The sequence below is a fragment of the Actinoplanes sp. NPDC019969 genome (genome assembly GCF_055562375.1).
In genome coordinates, this window is sequence record NZ_JBVHFK010000011.1 from 358,456 (window position 1) to 375,159 (window position 16,704).

Consider the following 16,704-nt stretch of genomic DNA (forward strand, 5'->3'; position numbering starts at 1 on the left):
TGAGAGGCGGGGCGGTGGTTTCAGGCCGCCTGGATGGCGCCGGGCGAGGACGGCTCCAAGGACTCCTGCCAGATCGCCCAGCGGGTCGCCGGGCCGAGGGACTTCGCCTTGTACATGGCGAGGTCGGCGCGGTGCACGATCTCGTCGTGGGTGAGTTCGCCGGGTTCGGTGACGGCGACGCCGATGCTGGCGGCCAGGGTGATCAGGTGGCCGTCGACGACGACCGGGCCGAGCGCGGCGGCCAGGCGGCCCGCGGCCTCGTACGCCTCCTCGGGCTTGTCGATGTCCGGCAGCACCACCGCGAACTCGTCACCGCCCATCCGGGCCGGCAGCCCGGAGGCGGGCACGCTGCGGCGCAGCACCGCGGCGAACTCGGCCAGCACCCGGTCGCCGGTCTTGTGCCCGAGAGTGTCGTTGATCTCCTTGAAGCCGTTCATGTCGATCACCAGGATGCCCATCCGGCGGCCCCGGGCCAGCGCCTGGTACGACACCCGCCGGAACATCCCGCGGTTGGCGAGCCCGGTCAGCCCGTCGGTGAGCGCCCGTTCGTCGCTCTCCCGCTGCACCAGCGTCTGCCGGTAGAGCACCAGCACGCTGAGCGCCGCGCCGCCGAGCGCCAGCCCGCCCCACGGATAGAACGTCCCGTCCTGCGCGGCCTGCCCCAGCATCAGCAGGTGCGCCACGGCGACCGCGGCGAACGGCAGGTACTTCCCGGCCGCGACGGTCCGGCGGCGGACGGCGCGCGCCCCGGCCCGGGTCTGCGCGACGGCGGCCGCCGCGAGCAGCGCGTCCGCCGCGATCCACCAGACGTACTGCCAGGCGCCCGGCAACGTGGTCAGGCGCCCGTGCACCGCGTCGCCGGTGAACAGGATGAACGTCGCGGCGGTGAGCAGCCGCAACGGCCGCTGCGCGGACTCCTCCGCGCCGCGCAGCAGCGCCCGCGCCGCGCTGTACAGCAGCGCCAGGTCCCCGAGCGGGAACAGCACCGCGGTCAGCGGGATGGATCCGGCGTCGCGCAGTTGCGGGCCGATCGCGGTGTACCAGAGCACCACCGAACCGCCGGCCATCACGGTCAGCGCGTCGATGGCCGCCTTGAGCCGGCCCCGGCGGTCGGTCGCGGCCAGCGGGAACCGTTGCAGCGCGATCAGCAGCGCGCCGACGAACAGCACGTGCGTCGCGTCGTCCCAGCGGGAACCGCCGAGGACCACCGGCAGCGGCACGGTCACCACGAGCACGGCGAAGCAGGCCGCGACCGCGCCCCACGCCTGCCGCAGCCGGGGCGGCAGGGAGCGGGTCCGCGCGGCCCGGACGGCCGCGGCGACCCCGAACACGCCGAGCGCGAATCGGGTCGCCTCAGCGATCTGCTCGTACCAGGTGAGCGCCAGCATGCCGGAGCAGATCGGTCCAGGAACCGGCCACTTGAGGTGCGGGAGGCCGCCACTTGAGGGCGGGAAGGCGCCGCCTGAGGTGCGGCAAGCCGCCGCCTGAGGTGCGGCAAGCCGCGACTCGAGAGGTCATAGGATCAGCCGATGGCCGTACCCCAGACACATGACGAGGCGCTCGCCGCAGCCCGTACCCTCGCCGATGTCCTCGCCCCCGGCGCGATCCAGCGGGACCGGGACGGCGCGGACGTGATCCCGGCCGACGCGCTCGCCGCCCTCGACGCCTCCGGCCTGCTCGGCATCACGATCCCGGCCGCCGACGGCGGGCCAGGCCTGGGCCCGCGCACGCTCGCCGAGGTGACCCGGATCGTCGCCGCCGCCGACCCGGCGATCGCCCAGGTCCCGCAGGGCCACTTCCTGATGGTCGACGTGATCGCGGTGCACGGGGGCGCCGAGGCCCGCAAGCGGATCTTCAGCGAGGTGCTGGCCGGGCGGCGGCTCGGCAACGCCCTCGCCGAACGCGGCGGCACCCACGCCCAGGACCTGAGGACGCGGATCTCCGGCGGGCGGCTGGACGGCGTCAAGTACTACACGACCGGTGCTCTGACCAGCGCGTGGATCGCGGTGAGCGCGCTCGACGAGGACGGCAGGCTGGTGCTGGCGCTGGTGCCGCGGGACGCCGGCGGGGTCACCGTGGACACCGACTGGGACGTGGTCGGGCAGCGGGCGACGATCAGCGGCACGGCGACGTTCACCGGGGTGGCGGTGGAGCCGGGGCTGCGGATCGACTACGCGGGCGCGTATCAGGTGCCGCAGCAGCTCGGCGCGCGGGCGCAGCTGGTGCACACGGCGATCGAGGCGGGCATCGCCGGGGCGGCGCTGCGGGACGCCCGCTGGTTCCTGCGGGAGAAGGCCCGGCCGTCCAGCGAGGCGGTGCGGCACGGGGCCGGCGCGGCGGCGGACGACCCGCACGTGCGGCACCGGTACGGGCGCCTGGCCAGCCGGGTCCGGGCCGCGGAGGCGCTGCTGGAGTCGGCCGCCCGTACCCTCGAGGAGGTGGGTCTGATCCCCGCCGACGCCGAGGCGGCCGCACGTGGTTCGCTCGCCGTGGCCGCGGCGAAGGCGTTCGCCAGCGAGATCGCGGTGGAGGCGGGGTCGGAGCTGTTCACGGTGTGCGGCACCAGTTCGGCCGCCGCGAAGTACGGCCTGGACCGGCACTGGCGCAACGCCCGGACCCACAGCGTCCACGACCCGATGGACTGGAAGTACGCGCACATCGCCGCTTACGAGCTCGCCGATCAGCTGCCGCCCAACCACGGCCAGCTTTAAGACCGGCGTGTGGATTTCGGCCGCCAGGTGCGCCCGAAATCCACACGCCGTCGGGGTCAGCCGGTGTACCGGAACGACGCGAAGATGACGTCGGCGTTGTGGGTGAAGCCGAGCCTGCCGTAGAGGCGGATCGCGTTCTCGTTGTCGTGCACGGCATGCAGGAACGGCAGCTCGCCGCGGGCCAGGATGCCGTGCGCCACCGCGAGGGTGAGCCGGGCGCCGAGGCCCTTGCCGCGCCACGCCGGGTCGGTGCAGACCGCGCTGACCTCGGTCCAGCCGGGCATCCGGAACCGTTCCCCGGCCATCGCGATGAGGCGGCCGTCGGCGTCCCGGATGCCCAGGTAGCGGCCCAGGTCGATGGTGCGTTTCAGGAACGGCCCGGGTTCGGCGCGGGCGACCAGTTCGAGGATCTCGGGGACGTCCTTCTCGGTGAGCGGGACGGCCTCCGGGTCCTCGACGCCGGACATGCTCTGGCCGATCATCTGCACACCGTGCGTCACCCGGTCCGGCTGCCACCCCGCGAGCGGGGTGATCGACGGACCGGTGAGCAGGGCGTAGTCGGTGATCTGCGCCAGGTCACGCCAGGCGGCCGGGTCGGCCGGGTCACTCAGCGCGGCGAACGGGGCGATCTCGGGCAGGTATCGGGCGGCGTTGCCCGCGGCCTCGGCGAAACACGCCTGCGGCCCGGTGAGGGCGGCCCACACGGGGTTGTTCAGCACAACCTCGACCCTGCCTTGATCGCGCCGTTCGCGCCAGTAGATATCGGACGAACCACCCGCACGCTTGTGTGTCGGGTTCCGTCACACCGCCGCTTCCTGCCGCACCGGCTCCGGCTGGACCGCGAGCGCGGGGATGTCGGCGGGCCAGAGCGGCTTGGCGAAGTGGTAGCCCTGGCCGTACTGGCAGCCCATGGCGTCCAGGGCGGCACGCTGGGCGGCCTCCTCGATGCCCTCGGCGACGACCGCGAGGTCCAGGTTGTGCGACAGGGTGACGATCGCGTCGACCAGCGCGTGCTGCTGCCGGCTGTGCAGAATGTCGTCGATGAACGACTTGTCCACCTTCAGCACGTCCACCGGCATCTGCCGCAAGTAACTCAGGGACGAGTACCCCGTACCGAAATCGTCGATCGCGATCCGTACGCCCATCGCCCGCAGGCCCTTGAGGTCCGCCAGGACCCTGTCGGCGTCCCGCAGCACCAGGCTCTCGGTGATCTCCAGCAGCAGCCACTCGGGCCGCGCGCCGGTCTCGGCGAGGGCCTGGCGCACCTGCGCGCCGAAGTCGGCGTTGCGGAACTGCCGGGCCGACACGTTCACGCTGACGTAGCGCAGCGTGGTCTCCGGGTTCTCGGCACGCCACTGCGCGAACTGCCGCAGCGCCTCCCGCAGCACCCACGAGCCGATCCCGACGATCGCGCCGCTCTCCTCGGCCGCCTCCACGAAGTGGAACGGGCCGAGCAGCCCGCGGACCGGGTGCTCCCAGCGGACCAGCGCCTCCACGCCGGTGACCCGCTGGTCGGCCAGCTCGACGATCGGCTGGTACTGCAGGACGAACTGCTCCTGCTCGATCGCCTCGTGCAGGGCGGTACGCATCTCCAGCCGCTGCATCATCGCGGTGTGCAGGTCGCTCTGGTACCGCTGCCAGCCGCCCTTGCCGTTGCCCTTGGCCAGGTACAGCGCCAGGTCGGCGTGGCGCAGCAGCTCGGTGGCGGTCTCGGCGTCCCGGTTGGTGGCGACGCCGACGCTGCAGTTGCCGCTGACCGCGTGCACGACACCGGCGGCGTCGACCACCTCGACCGGCGCCGACAGTTCCGCCACCAGCCGCGCCGCCATCGTCTCGGCCGCGTCGACGCTGTCGCTCTGCTCGACCAGCACGGCGAACTCGTCGCCGCCCATCCGCGCCGCGGTGCTGCCGGCGCCGGTGACGGCGGAGATCCGCTGCGCCACGGTGAGCAGCAGCTGGTCGCCGACGGCGTGCCCGAGGGTGTCGTTGACCTCCTTGAAGTCGTCCAGGTCGACGAAGAGCACGCCGAGGGTCGCGCCGTCCCGTTCGGCCACGCAGAACGCCTGCTCCAGGCGGTCCTTGAAGAGCACCCGGTTGGCGAGCCCGGTCAGCGCGTCGTGGAACGCCTGGTGGGTGAGGTCCTTCTCCAGGCTGCGCCGCTGCGTCACGTCCCGCAGCGTCACGACCAGGCCGGCCACCGTCGGGTCGGTGCGCAGGTCGCGCAGGTCGAACTCGAGGTCGACCGGGCGGCCACCGGCCCGGATCGCGGTCAGCTCGATGTCGTCGAGGTCGCCGGCGCCGGAGCGGACCCGGTACAGGATCTCGCGGAGCGCGTCCTGCGACTCGGCGGCGATCAGCCGGGCGATCGGGGTGCCGGTCGGGTCGGCGCCGAACAGCGACTCCGCGGACGGGGTCGCGTACCGGATGGTGCCGTTCGGGTCGAGGATCAGGATGACGTCGGCGGCGCTCTGGATCAGCGTACGGAACCAGGCCTCGCCCTCGCGGCGGCTCACCTCGGCGGTCAGCACGATCCGCTCCAGCACCACGGCGATCTGCTCGCCGAGCGTCTCGAACGCGGGCAGCATCTGCCGCAGCAACGGGTCGGCAGCGCCGATCACCACGACCGCGGTCAGGCCGCCGGCCAGCGGCTGCGTCGCGTAGAGGACGTTGCGGAAGCCACCGGACGACATGCCGGCGGGCAGGTCGGCGGCGGCCCGGAAGAGGACCCGCGGCCGCTCGCCCGGCACGCCCGGCACCGGCTCCGCCAGGTGCACGTGGTGCGGGTGGCCGGCCGGGATCAGCCGGCCGATCGCCTCCTGGACGGCCCCGGCCACGTCCTCCTCGGTCGCCGCCGCGAACAGCAGCGACCCGGCCTCCCGCAGCGCCCGTTCCCGCGCGACGGCCTGCCGCTGCGCCGTCGCCAGGTCCGCGACCCGGGCCAGGACCAGCAGGAACATCACCGCCGCGGCGGCCGCGATGACCGGTGCGTCGACCACGCCACCTCGCGCGATCTCCACCTCGTGACCCTGCGCGTACTCGACGGCGAGCACCGCCGGGGCGATCAGGGCCGCCGCGCTGAGCCAGAACAGCCGGTGGCCGCCCACGCTCGCGCCGGTCAGTTCGACCGGCTCGGACAGTGCCCGCATCGACGGCTTGAGCGCGGCGTACCCCATCGCGGAGTAGAAGACGATCCAGCCCAGGTCGACCGGCCCGCCGAGCGCCCACGCCTGGTTGAGCTGCGACTGGCCGTAGAAGACGTCCGAGATCAGCAGCCCGACCATGGCGAGGCCGAGGGTGGCGACCGTGCCGAGACGCTTGCCGGAGCCGGTGAGCATCCGCAGGATCATCGCCAGCACCAGCACGTCACCGAGCGGGTAGCCGATCGAGACCAGCTTCTCCAGCAGCGACAGGTGGTCGGCGCGGGTGAACGGGGCGATCCAGTACACCCAGGCGAGCAGGCCCAGGCCGACCGTGGGCACCAGCGCGTCCAGCAGCGCGGCCCGGTTGGCGTCGCCACCGTCGCGGGCCCGGATCAGCATCAGCAGCCCGGCCGTCAGGACCGGGTAGAAGGCCAGGTAGAAGAAGTCGGCCAGCCCCGGGAAGCCGGGCTCGCTGCCGATCGCCAGCATCAGGTTGTAGTAGCTGTCGCCGGTGGTGAACAGGGCGATCGAGGCGCTGATCAGGTACCACGGCAGGCGGCGGGCCGGCCGGTTCAGCCGGACCCCGGCCAGCACGGCGGCGGCGCACGAGTACCCGAGCACGGCCCAGGTGCAGAGATGTGCGTCCGGCAGGGCGTAGTAGACGCTGGCGACGGCCAGTATCCAGACGCCGAAGCACGCTTGAACGGCTCGCGTCGACAATGCGGGCTCCGATCAGAGGTCTCGGGGTTACCGAACCGCCGTATCGGAGCCCTCCTCGCCGTTCTGAGCGGCGCGCCGGGTCCGCACCCGTTTTCTCACCCGGCCATGGCGTCGACCAGGCGGCGCGCCGAACCGGCCAGGTTCCAGCGTTCGGCCAGGGCGAGCAGCGCGTCCGGGTCGCGCGGCGACGGCGGCAGGACCGGGTCGAAGTCGGGCAGCGGCACGTCCAGCGCGACCTTGCACACCGGCAGGGCCTTGATCAGGTATTCCCGGGAGGCGTTCAGCCTGGTCCGGACACCGGGCGCGAAACCGGAGCCCGGGTCGTCGAGGGCGGCCAGGATCTGCTCGACCCCGCCGTACCGCTCGATCAGCCGCGCCGCGGTCTTCTCACCGACCCCGGCGACGCCCGGCAGACCGTCGCTCGGGTCGCCGCGCATCGCGGCGAAGTCCGCGTACCAGCGGGCCGCCACCCCGTACTTCGCCATGACCAGCGCCTCGTCGGCGTCCTCCAGCTTGGCCACGCCCCGCCCGCAGTAGAGCAGCCGGGTGCCGCGGGCGTCGTCGACCAGCTGGAACAGGTCACGGTCGCCGGAGACCACCTCGACCGGCGCGGGCTGCCCGGCGGCGAGGGTGCCGAGCACGTCGTCGGCCTCGTAGCCGGGCACGCCGAACGCCGGGATGCCGATCGCGGCGAGCGTCTCCAGCAGCACCGGCACCTGCTTCTCCAGCGACGCCGGCACCTCCTCGACGTCACCGTGGGCGACCCGGTGCTGTTTGTACGACGGGACCAGCTCGACCCGCCACGCCGGCCGCCAGTCCGCGTCCAGCGCGCAGACCAGCCGGTCCGGCCGCCGGGTGCGGATCAGCTGCGCCAGCATGTCGAGGAAGCCGCGGATCGCGTTGACCGGTTCCCCGGCCGTGGTCTGCGCCGCCTTCTCGGGAATGCCGTGGAACGCGCGGAAGTACAGACTCGGGGCGTCGACGGCCAGCAGTGGTCGGGTCACCGCCCCACCCTAGTCGCCACCATGACGGCGGTCATGGCACAGGCGGCTCGGACGGTTCCCGTACCCTTGCGCGATTATGACCCTCGATCGAGACCCTGATGTTCCGTCGCTGGTGATGGCCTGGGGCGCCGGCTGGACGGTGTCGCGTGGCGCGGGCGCCCCGGTGCCGGTGCCGGGCGGCTGGTACGCCGAGATCAACGTGCCCGGGCACAGCGAACGCCACATCCTGCACACCTGGGACGCCGCCCGGCTGCGCGCGATCGCCCCGCGCCCGGGCGGCTGGGTCAAGGTGGTCGGCGAGCGGGCGGACCTGCGCGCCGCGCTGCCCGAGCCGTGGCTGATCGACGAGGACGGCCACCTGATGACCACGGTCCTGCGGCCCGCCGAGCCGAAGATCCCGGACGGCTACCACGTCGAGATCACCACCGACGGCGCGATCACCAAGGCCACCGCCCGCCACCGCTCCGGCGACGTGGCCGCGACGGCGTATCTCGCCCCCGGCGGCGGCTACGGCGTCGTCGACCGGGTCGAGACCTCTCCCGGGCACCGCCGCCGCGGCCTCGGCACCGCGGTGATGACCGCCCTGCAGACCCACGCGGCCGGCGCCGGCCTGTCCCACGGCCTGCTGCTGGCGACCGACGCGGGCCGCGCCCTCTACGCGACCCTCGGCTGGACCACCCGCGCCCTCATCGTCACCGCCCGTGTCCCGGACGCCTGAGTCAGGGCCACCGCCAGCGTGTCGAGGACCGGGGTCGCGGAGGCGACGGCGTTGTTGACGATCGCGGCGAAGACCAGCTGGCGGCCGGTGGCGTCGGTGACGTAGCCGGAGAGGGCGTTGACGCCGGTCAGGGTGCCGGTCTTGGCGCGCAGGACGCCGGCCGCCGGGGTGCCGCGGAAACGGTTGCGCAGCGTGCCGCCGATCATCGGGTCCGGGTCGCCGGCCACCGGCAGGGCGGCGCGGAACGCCGGGAACCACGGGCGGCGGCGGGCCGCCAGCAGCACCGTCGTCATCTGGCGGGCGGTGACCCAGTTGCGGCGGCTCAGGCCCGAGCCGTCACCCATGGTGAGCAGGGTGGTGTCCACGCCGAGGCGCCGCAGGGCGGTGGCAGCGGCGGTCAGGCCGGTCGGCCAGCTGCCCGGCCTGGCCGGGACGGCGGCCCGGGACATCGCCTTGACCAGCAGTTCGGCGTGGCCGTTGTTGGAGAGCTTGAGGAACGACGGCAGGATCTCGGTGAGCGGCGGCGAGGTCTGGGCGGTCAGGACGCGGGCGTCCGGGGGTGTGGACCCCTTGACCGTACGACCGGAGACCGTCACCCCGTGCCGCCGCAGCGCCTCCCGGAACAGCCGGGCCGCGGTCGCCGCCGGATCCGGCACGGACACCAGCGCCGTGCCCTGCCGCCCGGCCGGCACCGAACCGGACACCACGATCGTCCCGGTGCCGTGGGCGCGGACGGCCCGGATCGTGTCGGCGGCGCCGCCGGTGGCCGACCGGTTCAGCAGGCGCACCCCGGCGCCGGGCGGCCACACCGTCAGCGCCGGCCGGCCGCCGGCCACGCCCCGGTAGCGGATCTCCACGGCGGCGTCGTCGAATCGGCCGTTCGCGGCGAAGGTGAGCGCGGAGACCGGGGAGCTGTAGCCGTACGGCTCGTCCTCCCAGGACCAGTCCAGCCCGAGCGGCACCCGGTCGAACCAGGTGTCGTCGGCGACCAGGCGGCCGGCGAACCGTCTCGTCCCGGTCCGGGCCACGGCGGCCGCGAGCCTGTCGTACCGGGCGTAGGTCATCGTGGGGTCGCCGGTGCCCTGCAGGTGCACGTCCGCGCCGCGGGCCCGGACCGTGGTGCGGAACCGGTATCCGGGGCCGAGCGTTTCCAGCGCGGCGGCCGCGGTCAGCAGCTTCTGGTTGGAGGCCGGCAGCACCCGCCGCCCGGGATCACGCTGGTAGAGGATCGTGCCGGCGGTGTCGCGGACGTCGACGGCCACGGTCGCCCCGGTCAGCCTGCCGTCGGCGAGGACCCGGTCCAGCGCGGTGGCCAGCGGGCCGGCGTCAGCCGCGGCGGGGACGGGGATCAGCAGCAGGGCCCCGGTGACGAGGGCGGCCAGAACGGTACGCATCCCCGGATCCTGTGCGAGCCACCGCCCCGGCGGACGGCGAACGGGCCGGTGTCAGCCTCGCGCGCGCCGGGTCTCCCGGGCGTTGGCCTTCTGGATGGCCTCGACCAGCTCCGGCTTCGTCATCGTCGACCGGCCCGGGACGTCGAGCCGGCGGGCCACGTCCATCAGGTGTTTCTTGCTCGCGTTGGCGTCGACGCCGCCCGCGGTCGGGGCCTTCGTGTCCCGGCCGCCCGCCGCCTTGGCGTCGCTGGGGCCCTTCTTCTCCTTGGGTTCCCAGTGGTCGCCGACCTTCTCGAACGAGTGCTTGACCGCGGAGAAGGCGGTGCGGTGCGCGCGTTCGCCCTCGCCGTACTGGTCGACGGCGGAGTCGTGGGTCTTGACGAAGGTGTCCTGCGCCTTCCTCGGCGACCTCTTGAGGGTTTCGGGGAGTTCGTCACGTCCAGGCATACCTGAGGACGTTGCCCGGTGCGGCGCCCGCCAAACGCGGGTCCGCACCGGGCGTGCCGGTCACGCGCCGGGCAGGGTGAGCGTGAACTTCGGGATCCCCGAGCGGCCGGTGAGCTGCCCGCTCGTGTCGGTGTAGTCGTCGTTCGCGTCCACGGTGTAGGTCCGGGACCGGTTCGCCCTGTCGTAGACGGTGATGCTGCAGACCTTCCACCGGCCCGGTGTCGTGGTGGCGGGCAGGGTCCCGGCCAGCTCCCACACACCGTCGACGCCACTGCCGTACGCGTTGAGGTACGCGTCCGCGCCGGTGGTGCAGTACCCGACCGAGATGCTCTGCACGCCGCTGACGTCGTCGGCGGCCCGGACCTTGAGCCGGACCTCCCGGTCGGCGCTGTTGTCGGCAGTGGTGGGCCCGGCGTACTCGCCCCAGCTCATGTCGATCGTCGGCGCCGCCCGGTCCGCCTGCGCCCCGGTGACGGTCAGCGACGGGATCCAGCCGGACTCCACCTCTCCGGCCCAGATCTGCCCGGACCAGCCGGTACGGTCGTAGGCCCACACCGAGTCGACCTTCCACTCCCCCGGCGGGGTGAAGGCGGGCATCGTGCCGCCGAGTTCGAAGACGCCGTCGGTGGGCGTGCCGGAGTGGAGGCCGCCGTACAGGTAGATCGGCGGATCGCTCTGGTCCGGGCCGCTCAGCCGGGCGCCGGCCGACGTCACCCCGGACAGCTCGTCGGTGGCGCGGACCCGCAGCGTGACGGTCCGATCCGTGCTGTTGTCCAGGCTGGTGGGCGTCTGCCAGGCCGCCCCGGCGACGACCAGCGCCGGCCGCTGCCGGTCCTCGACGTCGCCGCGCACCGTCAGCGGGGTGACCGCGAACCGGTCACCGGCCACGACCGACCCGTTCACGCTGGTGTAGAGCGAGTAGGAGCCGTCCGCGTTGATCTGGTAGCTGGAGCTGCGGTACACCCGGTCCTGCAGCGACACGCTCGAGATCTTCCAGTCGCCGAGGACCGACTGCTTCGGCAGGGTGCCGGTGACCTCGACGATCCCGTCGTGCCGTTCCCCGCCGACCATCGCGTAGCCGCTCAGGTAGAAGCCGGGACCGCCCGCCGCCGGGTTCTCGAAGGAGACGCTCAGGCTGGTCACACCGCTGCGGTCGTCGGTGACGTGGGCCCGCAGCCGGACCTCCACGTCCTCGTCGTTGCGCACCGACGGCACGGCGGTCCACTCCAGGGAGGAGACGTCGACGCGCGGCGACTGCCGGTCGGTGCACTTGTCCTCGCCGAGGTCGCCCTCGTCGGGCACGCAGGCGTTGAGGCCCGGCCCGCCCTCCACGTCGTCGTTGCCGGCGCCGCCGTCCATCCGGTCGTCGCCGAGGCCGCCGTCCATCGCGTCGTCGCCCCCGCCGCCGTCCATGGCGTCGTTGCCGTCGCCGCCGACCAGCGTGTCGCTGCCGTCACCGCCGGAGATCGTGTCGTCCCCGGCGCCGCCCTCGACGCTGTCGTCCCCGGCGCCGCCGCCGACGGTGTCGTTGCCGGGGCCGCCGCTGATCCGGTCGCTGCCGTCACCGCCGGTGGCCCGGTCGTTGCCGTCGCCGCCGCGGACCGTGTCGTCGCCGGCGCCACCGGCGAGGGTGTCGTCGCCGCCACCGCCGTTGACGCCGTCGCTGCCCCCGCCGCCGTCCAGGGTGTCGGTGCCGTCGCCGCCGTCGAGCCGGTCGCTGCCCTCCCCGCCGGAGACGGTGTCGCTGTCGCCGTCGCCGCCGGCCACGTCGTTGCCGTCCCCGCCGTCGACGGTGTCGGCGCCGTCGCCGCCCTTGAGCGTGTCGGCGCCCGGCCCGCCGGTGAGGGTGTCCGCGCCGTCGCCGCCGATCACCCGGTCCCCGGCGGTGGCCGGGTCGCTCTCGGTGACGCCGCCGCCGACGGTGTCGTCGCCGGGGCCGCCGTCGGCCAGGTCGGCGCCGTCCCCGCCGTCGACGGTGTCGGCGCCGTCGCCGCCGCGTACCTGGTCGTTGCCGTTGCCGCCGGTGGTGGTGTCGTTGCCGGGGCCGCCGATCACGGTGTCCGCGCCGTCCTCACCGTCGAGGTCGTCGTCGCCGTCACCGCCGTCCACGACGTCCTTGCCGCCGCCGCCCTTGATCACGTCGTTGCCGCCGAGGCCGCAGATCACGTCGTACCCGTGGGTGCCGAACAGCCGGTCGTTGCCGACGGTCCCGACGACGGTGCAGGCCTTGCCGGTGGCGGAGACCGGTTTGCCACCGGCCCGGGCGGGCGCCGGGGTCAGCGCCACGACCAGCGCGGCCGCGGCGGCGGCGGTGCCGTACCTGATTCTCATGACGTCGCTCCTGGCTCAGCCGCGGACGGTGACCTTGACTGCCGGTGACTGCGGCGAGACACCGGCGGCGTTCACTGCCGTCACCCGTACCGTGAAGCTCTTGCCGGTCCGCAGGCCTTTGACGGTGCAGGTCCGGGCGGTGGCCCGGGCGGCGCAGCGGACCGTGGCGCCGGGCCTGGAGAGCTGCGCGCGGTACCCGGTGACCGGGGCGCCGCCGGTGCTCGCCGGGGCCTGCCAGGTGACGGTGACGGCCCGGCCGGCCGACTTCGCGGCGACCTTGCGGGGCCGGGACGGGACGGTCCAGGTCGTCGCGGCCGGGCGGGCCGCCTGTTCCGGGCTCGCGCCGGCGGCGTTGGACGCGGTCACCGTGACGTGGTGCTTCACCCCGCCGGCCAGTCCGGTGAGCAGGCACGACTCCCGATCGCCGGTGGTCCGGCAGGTGGCGGCGGGCGTGCCACCGGCGGCGGAGCGGTACGCGCGGACGGTGTAGCCGGTGACCGGCGATCCGCCGTCGGTCCGCGGGGCGTCCCAGGTGACGACGATCCGGCGTACCCCCGGGGTCAGGCGGACGGCGCGCGGCGCTGACGGAACCGCAACCGTCGCGGACGGCGTGGGGGACAGCGTCACGGAGGGCGTGGGAGACGGCGTGGGGGACGGCAGCGTCGGCGCCGTCGTCGGCGAGGGGGTGACCGTGGGTGACGGCTCGATCGTGGGCTCGAGGGTGGGGAGCGGCGGAAGCTCCTCCGGGGGCGTGGTCGGCTCCGGAGTCGAGACGGCGCCGTCGGCGGACCGGATCTCGGCCCGCGCGGCCGGGTCACCCTCGCCGAGGGCGTTCACCGCGCTCACCGCGACGTGGTAGACGGTGTCCGCGACCAGCTCCTCGATGACGCAGCTGGTTCCGGACGTCTCGCAGGAGGCGACCACCGGGCCGCCGCCGGACGCGGCGTAGGCCCGGGCCCGATAGCCGGTGATCGCCGAGCCGCCGTCGGACAGCGGCGCCTGCCAGCGCATCGTGAGGGTTCCCGCGCCACCGGCGGCGGTCACCGTGCGTGGCGTCGACGGGGTGGTGACGCCGGGGGCCGCGCGGGAGGCGCGCAGATGCAGGGCGGCCCCGGCGAGGTCGGCGCCGAGACCGGCGGCGGGGGCTTCGAGGCGTACGCCACCGCCGTCGAGGGTCGTGGTGAGCGCCCGGCTGACCGTGGCGTCGCCGCTGGTGACCAGGTCGAACCCGGTGGCCCGGGCGGCCGACGCGGTGGTCGACCGGGCGCTGAACCAGGCGCCGGGCAGGTACAGGGTGACGGCGTTGCGGACCGGTACGCCGTTCGCGTCCAGTTGCGGGTTGCCGAGCACGCCGAGGCTCAGCGGCGGTTGCCCGTCCGCGTCATAGGTGAGCAGGTCCGAGCGGGCCTGCGCGTCGGTGGCCAGATACGCCCCGTCGAGCGCCGCCGCGTACGCCCCCGCCGACCCGTCGAGATCCTGGGTGCGGCCCTCGAACCGGTACGCCGTCGCCGCCGCCGTCGTGTCGGTGTCCCCGCACGAGTACCCGCCGGTGCAGCCGGCGTCGTTGATCCACGCGGTCGGGACGGCCCGCCCGGTGATCCGCAGCAGGTAGCTGCCGTCCGCCAGGGTGCGGGTGACGCGCAGCCCGGCCGCCGTGGCGTTGGTGAACCGGGGCACGAACGGCCCGGTGTTGATCACCAGCTCGACGGTGCCGCCGGTGATCGCGGCCGCCTGGCCGGCCCATCCGGTGACCGCCCAGCGCACCCAGTCGCCGGTGTCGCCGGAGACGGTGGCCGCCGTCGCGGTGAGCCCCGCGCCGGACAGCGGCGTGACCGATCCGCCGGCCGGGGTGATCGTGGCCGCCGCGATGCAGTACGTCGACGACGGCGTCACGCAGGTGGCCGCCCACGAGCTGACCGGCAGGTCGTCCGGGGTCCCGGCGGAGGCGGCGCCCAGGGGCAGGGCGGCGAGCAGGGTCCCGGCCACGGCGGTGGCCGCGGCACGTCGGCTCGGCATGCGGTTCTCCGTTCACGTCTGCGCTGACGACGTCAGACGTGATCGGCACCACATCGCAACCACTGAGCCCTCGATCAGCTCCTTGGCCTCGAGGGGCCGGCACCGAAGCGGGCGAAACGGACACCGGACGCGGTCGGGCCGGTCCGGCGGGCGACCCCGAGGCCGCTCACCCCCTCGACGGTGACCTCGACGATGTCGGCGTCGGCGAACAGGGTGGTCTCGCCGCCGGTCGGCATCGTCAGGATCAGGTCGCCGTGGTCGCGGACCTCTCCCCCGGCCGCGGTCAGCCCGGCCGCGCCGCTGATCAGGTACGGGTCGAGGTTGGGGTGCGGGGTGGCGATCAGCCGGTCGTCGCGGACCGACAGCACCCAGGGCAGGCTGAGCGCGCCGGCCCAGGCCGAGCCGGGGAGGGCCGGTTCCTCGCCGAGGCGGGCCAGCACACAGCGCCGCCCGGCGGCGTCGACGAACGTGACGGCGGGGCCGAGGCGTTCCCGGCTGAAGGACCCCCAGGCGCGGGCGGTGAAACGCTGGCCGTCGTAGGCGCCGATCCCGTACGCCACCTCGTCGCCGGTGGACACCATCAGCACCCAGGCGCCGTCCAGGGGGAACAGGCGCGGGCATCCCCAGCCGGCGCCGTCGCGGGTGGCGAGCACCCCGTCGTAGTCCCAGCGGACCAGGTCGGCCGAGTGGTACTGCAGGACCGCGGCGGCGCCGCGGAGCCGGCCGCTGAGCAGCATCCGCCAGCCGTTGCCCGCCCACCACACGTACGGGTCGCACAGGCCGGTGACCCCGGACGGCGGCCCGGTCAGCAACGGTCCCGGCGGGTCGGGCCGCCAGCCGTCCGGCCCGTAGCCGGCGACCGCCCGCGCCACCTGCCCGTCGGCGCGGGTGTGGAACAGCACCGGGCCGTCCGGGCCGGCCACCACCGTGCCGCAGCGGGCGTCGCCGATCGCCGCGCCGGCGTCCTGCTCGGTCCACAGGATCAGGTCGTCGGAGACCGCGTACCCCCAGGCGGGCGGCCCGTCGCCGAGGTCGCGGTGCTCGTAGTAGAGGTGGTACCGCCCGCTCGAGGCCAGCACGCCGAACAGGTCGCCGACGCGGCCGGCGCGCGGGGTGAAATGCAGCCGGGGCCGCGGTACGCGTTCCATGCCTCACCCTCGCATCGGGGCGCCGCCCGGCACCAGTGGGGACACCTGCCAATGCGGGAGAGCGGTTACCGTACCGCTATGCCCTACACCCCCGGAGAGACGGCGGAACGGCTCGGCGTGAGCATCGACACGATCCGCTACTACGAGAAGATCGGCCTCATGCACGGCATCCGGCGGACGTCGACCGGCCGGCGGATCTTCTCCGACGACGACCTGTCCCGGCTCGGCCTGCTGCGCTGCCTGCGTGACTCGGGCATGCCGATCGCCCGGCTGCGGCGGTTCGCGGAGCTGCTGTCGCTGGGCGACGACGGCGCCGAGGCGCGCACCGCGCTGCTCGAGGAGCACGATCGGGAGATCGATGCCAAGGTCGAGCAGCTGCGGCGCGAGCAGGAGCGGGTCCGCGAGAAGATCGCGTGGTACCGCTCAGTGTGTTGAGTTCGGGCGCGCATAGCGGCCGAACTCAACACACCGCAAGCCGTCAGTAGCGGCAGCGTAGGACGACCAGAGTGTGCCGGGTCACGGTCAGCTGGGACCCGGCACGGGCGGTCTTCCGCTTGGCGGCCAGCAGCGGGTCGGCGGTGTTGGCCGCGATCTCCCAGGTCTTCCCGTAGTCCTTGTCGGGCAGGGTGAACGCGACGTCCTCGTCGAGCGGGTTGAACAGCAGCAGGAACGACGCGTCCTTGATCTCCTCGCCGAGGGCGTCGCGTTCCGGGATGCCGTTGCCGTTGAGGAACACGGTCATCGTCATGCCGCTGCGGGTGTTCCAGTCCGCCTCGGTCATCACCTCGCCGTCGCGGCGCAGCCAGGCGATGTCCGGCAGCTTGGAGTCGCCGGCCGGCTCGCCGGTGAAGAACCGCCGCCGCCGGAAGATCGGATGGTCGGCCCGCAGTTTCAGCAGCCGCCGGACGAACCCGGTGAGCACGTCCTCGAGACGGGCCGCCTCCCAGTCCATCCAGGCGATCTCGCTGTCCTGGCAGTAGACGTTGTTGTTGCCGCGCTGGGTGCGGCCCAGCTCGTCGCCGTGGGCGATCATCGGGACGCCCTGGCTCAGCAGCAGCGTGGCCATGAAGTTGCG

At 74.1% G+C, this 16,704-nt stretch carries 12 protein-coding genes and 1 pseudogene; 3 read left to right on the forward strand and 10 right to left on the reverse strand.

Annotated features, from left to right (window positions below; translation table 11 throughout):
* Positions 1 to 20: 20 nt before the first annotated feature.
* Entirely contained in the window at positions 21 to 1,388 is a 1,368-nt protein-coding gene (locus tag ACZ3II_RS31415) for a GGDEF domain-containing protein (protein WP_465522038.1), read from the reverse strand.
* Between the two features lie 141 nt (positions 1,389 to 1,529).
* On the opposite strand from ACZ3II_RS31415, the gene ACZ3II_RS31420 reads away from it, so the two are divergent.
* Positions 1,530 to 2,711 (forward strand): acyl-CoA dehydrogenase family protein, encoded by a 1,182-nt coding sequence (locus ACZ3II_RS31420; protein WP_465522040.1) that lies wholly within the window; start codon positions 1,530 to 1,532, stop codon positions 2,709 to 2,711.
* Positions 2,712 to 2,767: 56 nt separating this feature from the next.
* On the opposite strand, the gene ACZ3II_RS31425 is transcribed toward ACZ3II_RS31420, so the two are convergent.
* The 3 genes from ACZ3II_RS31425 to ACZ3II_RS31435 form a co-directional block, all read right to left on the reverse strand.
* On the reverse strand, positions 2,768 to 3,430 hold the full coding sequence (locus ACZ3II_RS31425) for a GNAT family N-acetyltransferase (protein ID WP_465522042.1): 663 nt from the start codon (positions 3,428 to 3,430) through the stop codon (positions 2,768 to 2,770).
* Between the two features lie 81 nt (positions 3,431 to 3,511).
* Positions 3,512 to 6,571, reverse strand: a complete 3,060-nt coding sequence (locus ACZ3II_RS31430; RefSeq protein ID WP_465522044.1) for a putative bifunctional diguanylate cyclase/phosphodiesterase — start codon at positions 6,569 to 6,571, stop codon at positions 3,512 to 3,514.
* Between the two features lie 95 nt (positions 6,572 to 6,666).
* A complete protein-coding gene (locus ACZ3II_RS31435) occupies positions 6,667 to 7,575 on the reverse strand; it encodes a 5'-3' exonuclease (RefSeq protein ID WP_465522046.1) in 909 nt (302 codons plus the stop codon).
* A 76-nt stretch (positions 7,576 to 7,651) separates the two neighbouring features.
* On the opposite strand from ACZ3II_RS31435, the gene ACZ3II_RS31440 reads away from it, so the two are divergent.
* A complete protein-coding gene (locus ACZ3II_RS31440) occupies positions 7,652 to 8,293 on the forward strand; it encodes a GNAT family N-acetyltransferase (protein ID WP_465522048.1) in 642 nt (213 codons plus the stop codon).
* Here ACZ3II_RS31440 and dacB read toward each other — a convergent pair.
* The 5 genes from dacB to ACZ3II_RS31465 form a co-directional block, all read right to left on the reverse strand.
* Entirely contained in the window at positions 8,230 to 9,687 is a 1,458-nt protein-coding gene (dacB, locus tag ACZ3II_RS31445) for a D-alanyl-D-alanine carboxypeptidase/D-alanyl-D-alanine endopeptidase (protein WP_465522050.1), read from the reverse strand. The genes ACZ3II_RS31440 and dacB overlap by 64 nt on opposite strands.
* A gap of 51 nt (positions 9,688 to 9,738) precedes the next feature.
* Complete coding sequence (locus ACZ3II_RS31450) at positions 9,739 to 10,134, reverse strand: ChaB family protein (protein ID WP_465522052.1); 396 nt, start codon at positions 10,132 to 10,134, stop codon at positions 9,739 to 9,741.
* Positions 10,135 to 10,194: 60 nt separating this feature from the next.
* Positions 10,195 to 12,465, reverse strand: a complete 2,271-nt coding sequence (locus ACZ3II_RS31455; protein WP_465522054.1) for a calcium-binding protein — start codon at positions 12,463 to 12,465, stop codon at positions 10,195 to 10,197.
* Positions 12,466 to 12,480: 15 nt separating this feature from the next.
* A complete protein-coding gene (locus tag ACZ3II_RS31460) occupies positions 12,481 to 14,481 on the reverse strand; it encodes a fibronectin type III domain-containing protein (RefSeq protein ID WP_465522056.1) in 2,001 nt (666 codons plus the stop codon).
* Positions 14,482 to 14,555: 74 nt separating this feature from the next.
* On the reverse strand, positions 14,556 to 15,629 hold the full coding sequence (locus tag ACZ3II_RS31465; RefSeq protein ID WP_465522058.1) for a glycoside hydrolase family 32 protein: 1,074 nt from the start codon (positions 15,627 to 15,629) through the stop codon (positions 14,556 to 14,558).
* Between the two features lie 78 nt (positions 15,630 to 15,707).
* Here ACZ3II_RS31465 and ACZ3II_RS31470 point away from each other — a divergent pair, with 78 nt between their 5' ends.
* A complete protein-coding gene (locus ACZ3II_RS31470; RefSeq protein ID WP_465522060.1) occupies positions 15,708 to 16,064 on the forward strand; it encodes a MerR family transcriptional regulator in 357 nt (118 codons plus the stop codon).
* A gap of 43 nt (positions 16,065 to 16,107) precedes the next feature.
* Here the strand turns inward: ACZ3II_RS31470 and ACZ3II_RS31475 are convergent.
* Positions 16,108 to 16,704 (reverse strand): annotated as a pseudogene (locus ACZ3II_RS31475) (glycogen debranching enzyme); the annotation flags it as partial.

Bases quoted from the DNA above. Each gene is read 5' to 3' on its own strand.
- ACZ3II_RS31415 (WP_465522038.1), bottom strand. From the start codon at position 1,388: ATGCTGGCGCTCACCTGGTACGAGCAGATCGCTGAGGCGACCCGATTC.
- ACZ3II_RS31420 (WP_465522040.1), top strand. From the start codon at position 1,530: ATGGCCGTACCCCAGACACATGACGAGGCGCTCGCCGCAGCCCGTACC.
- ACZ3II_RS31440 (WP_465522048.1), top strand. From the start codon at position 7,652: ATGACCCTCGATCGAGACCCTGATGTTCCGTCGCTGGTGATGGCCTGG.
- dacB (WP_465522050.1), bottom strand. From the start codon at position 9,687: ATGCGTACCGTTCTGGCCGCCCTCGTCACCGGGGCCCTGCTGCTGATC.
- ACZ3II_RS31450 (WP_465522052.1), bottom strand. From the start codon at position 10,134: ATGCCTGGACGTGACGAACTCCCCGAAACCCTCAAGAGGTCGCCGAGG.
- ACZ3II_RS31455 (WP_465522054.1), bottom strand. From the start codon at position 12,465: ATGAGAATCAGGTACGGCACCGCCGCCGCCGCGGCCGCGCTGGTCGTG.
- ACZ3II_RS31460 (WP_465522056.1), bottom strand. From the start codon at position 14,481: ATGCCGAGCCGACGTGCCGCGGCCACCGCCGTGGCCGGGACCCTGCTC.
- ACZ3II_RS31465 (WP_465522058.1), bottom strand. From the start codon at position 15,629: ATGGAACGCGTACCGCGGCCCCGGCTGCATTTCACCCCGCGCGCCGGC.
- ACZ3II_RS31470 (WP_465522060.1), top strand. From the start codon at position 15,708: ATGCCCTACACCCCCGGAGAGACGGCGGAACGGCTCGGCGTGAGCATC.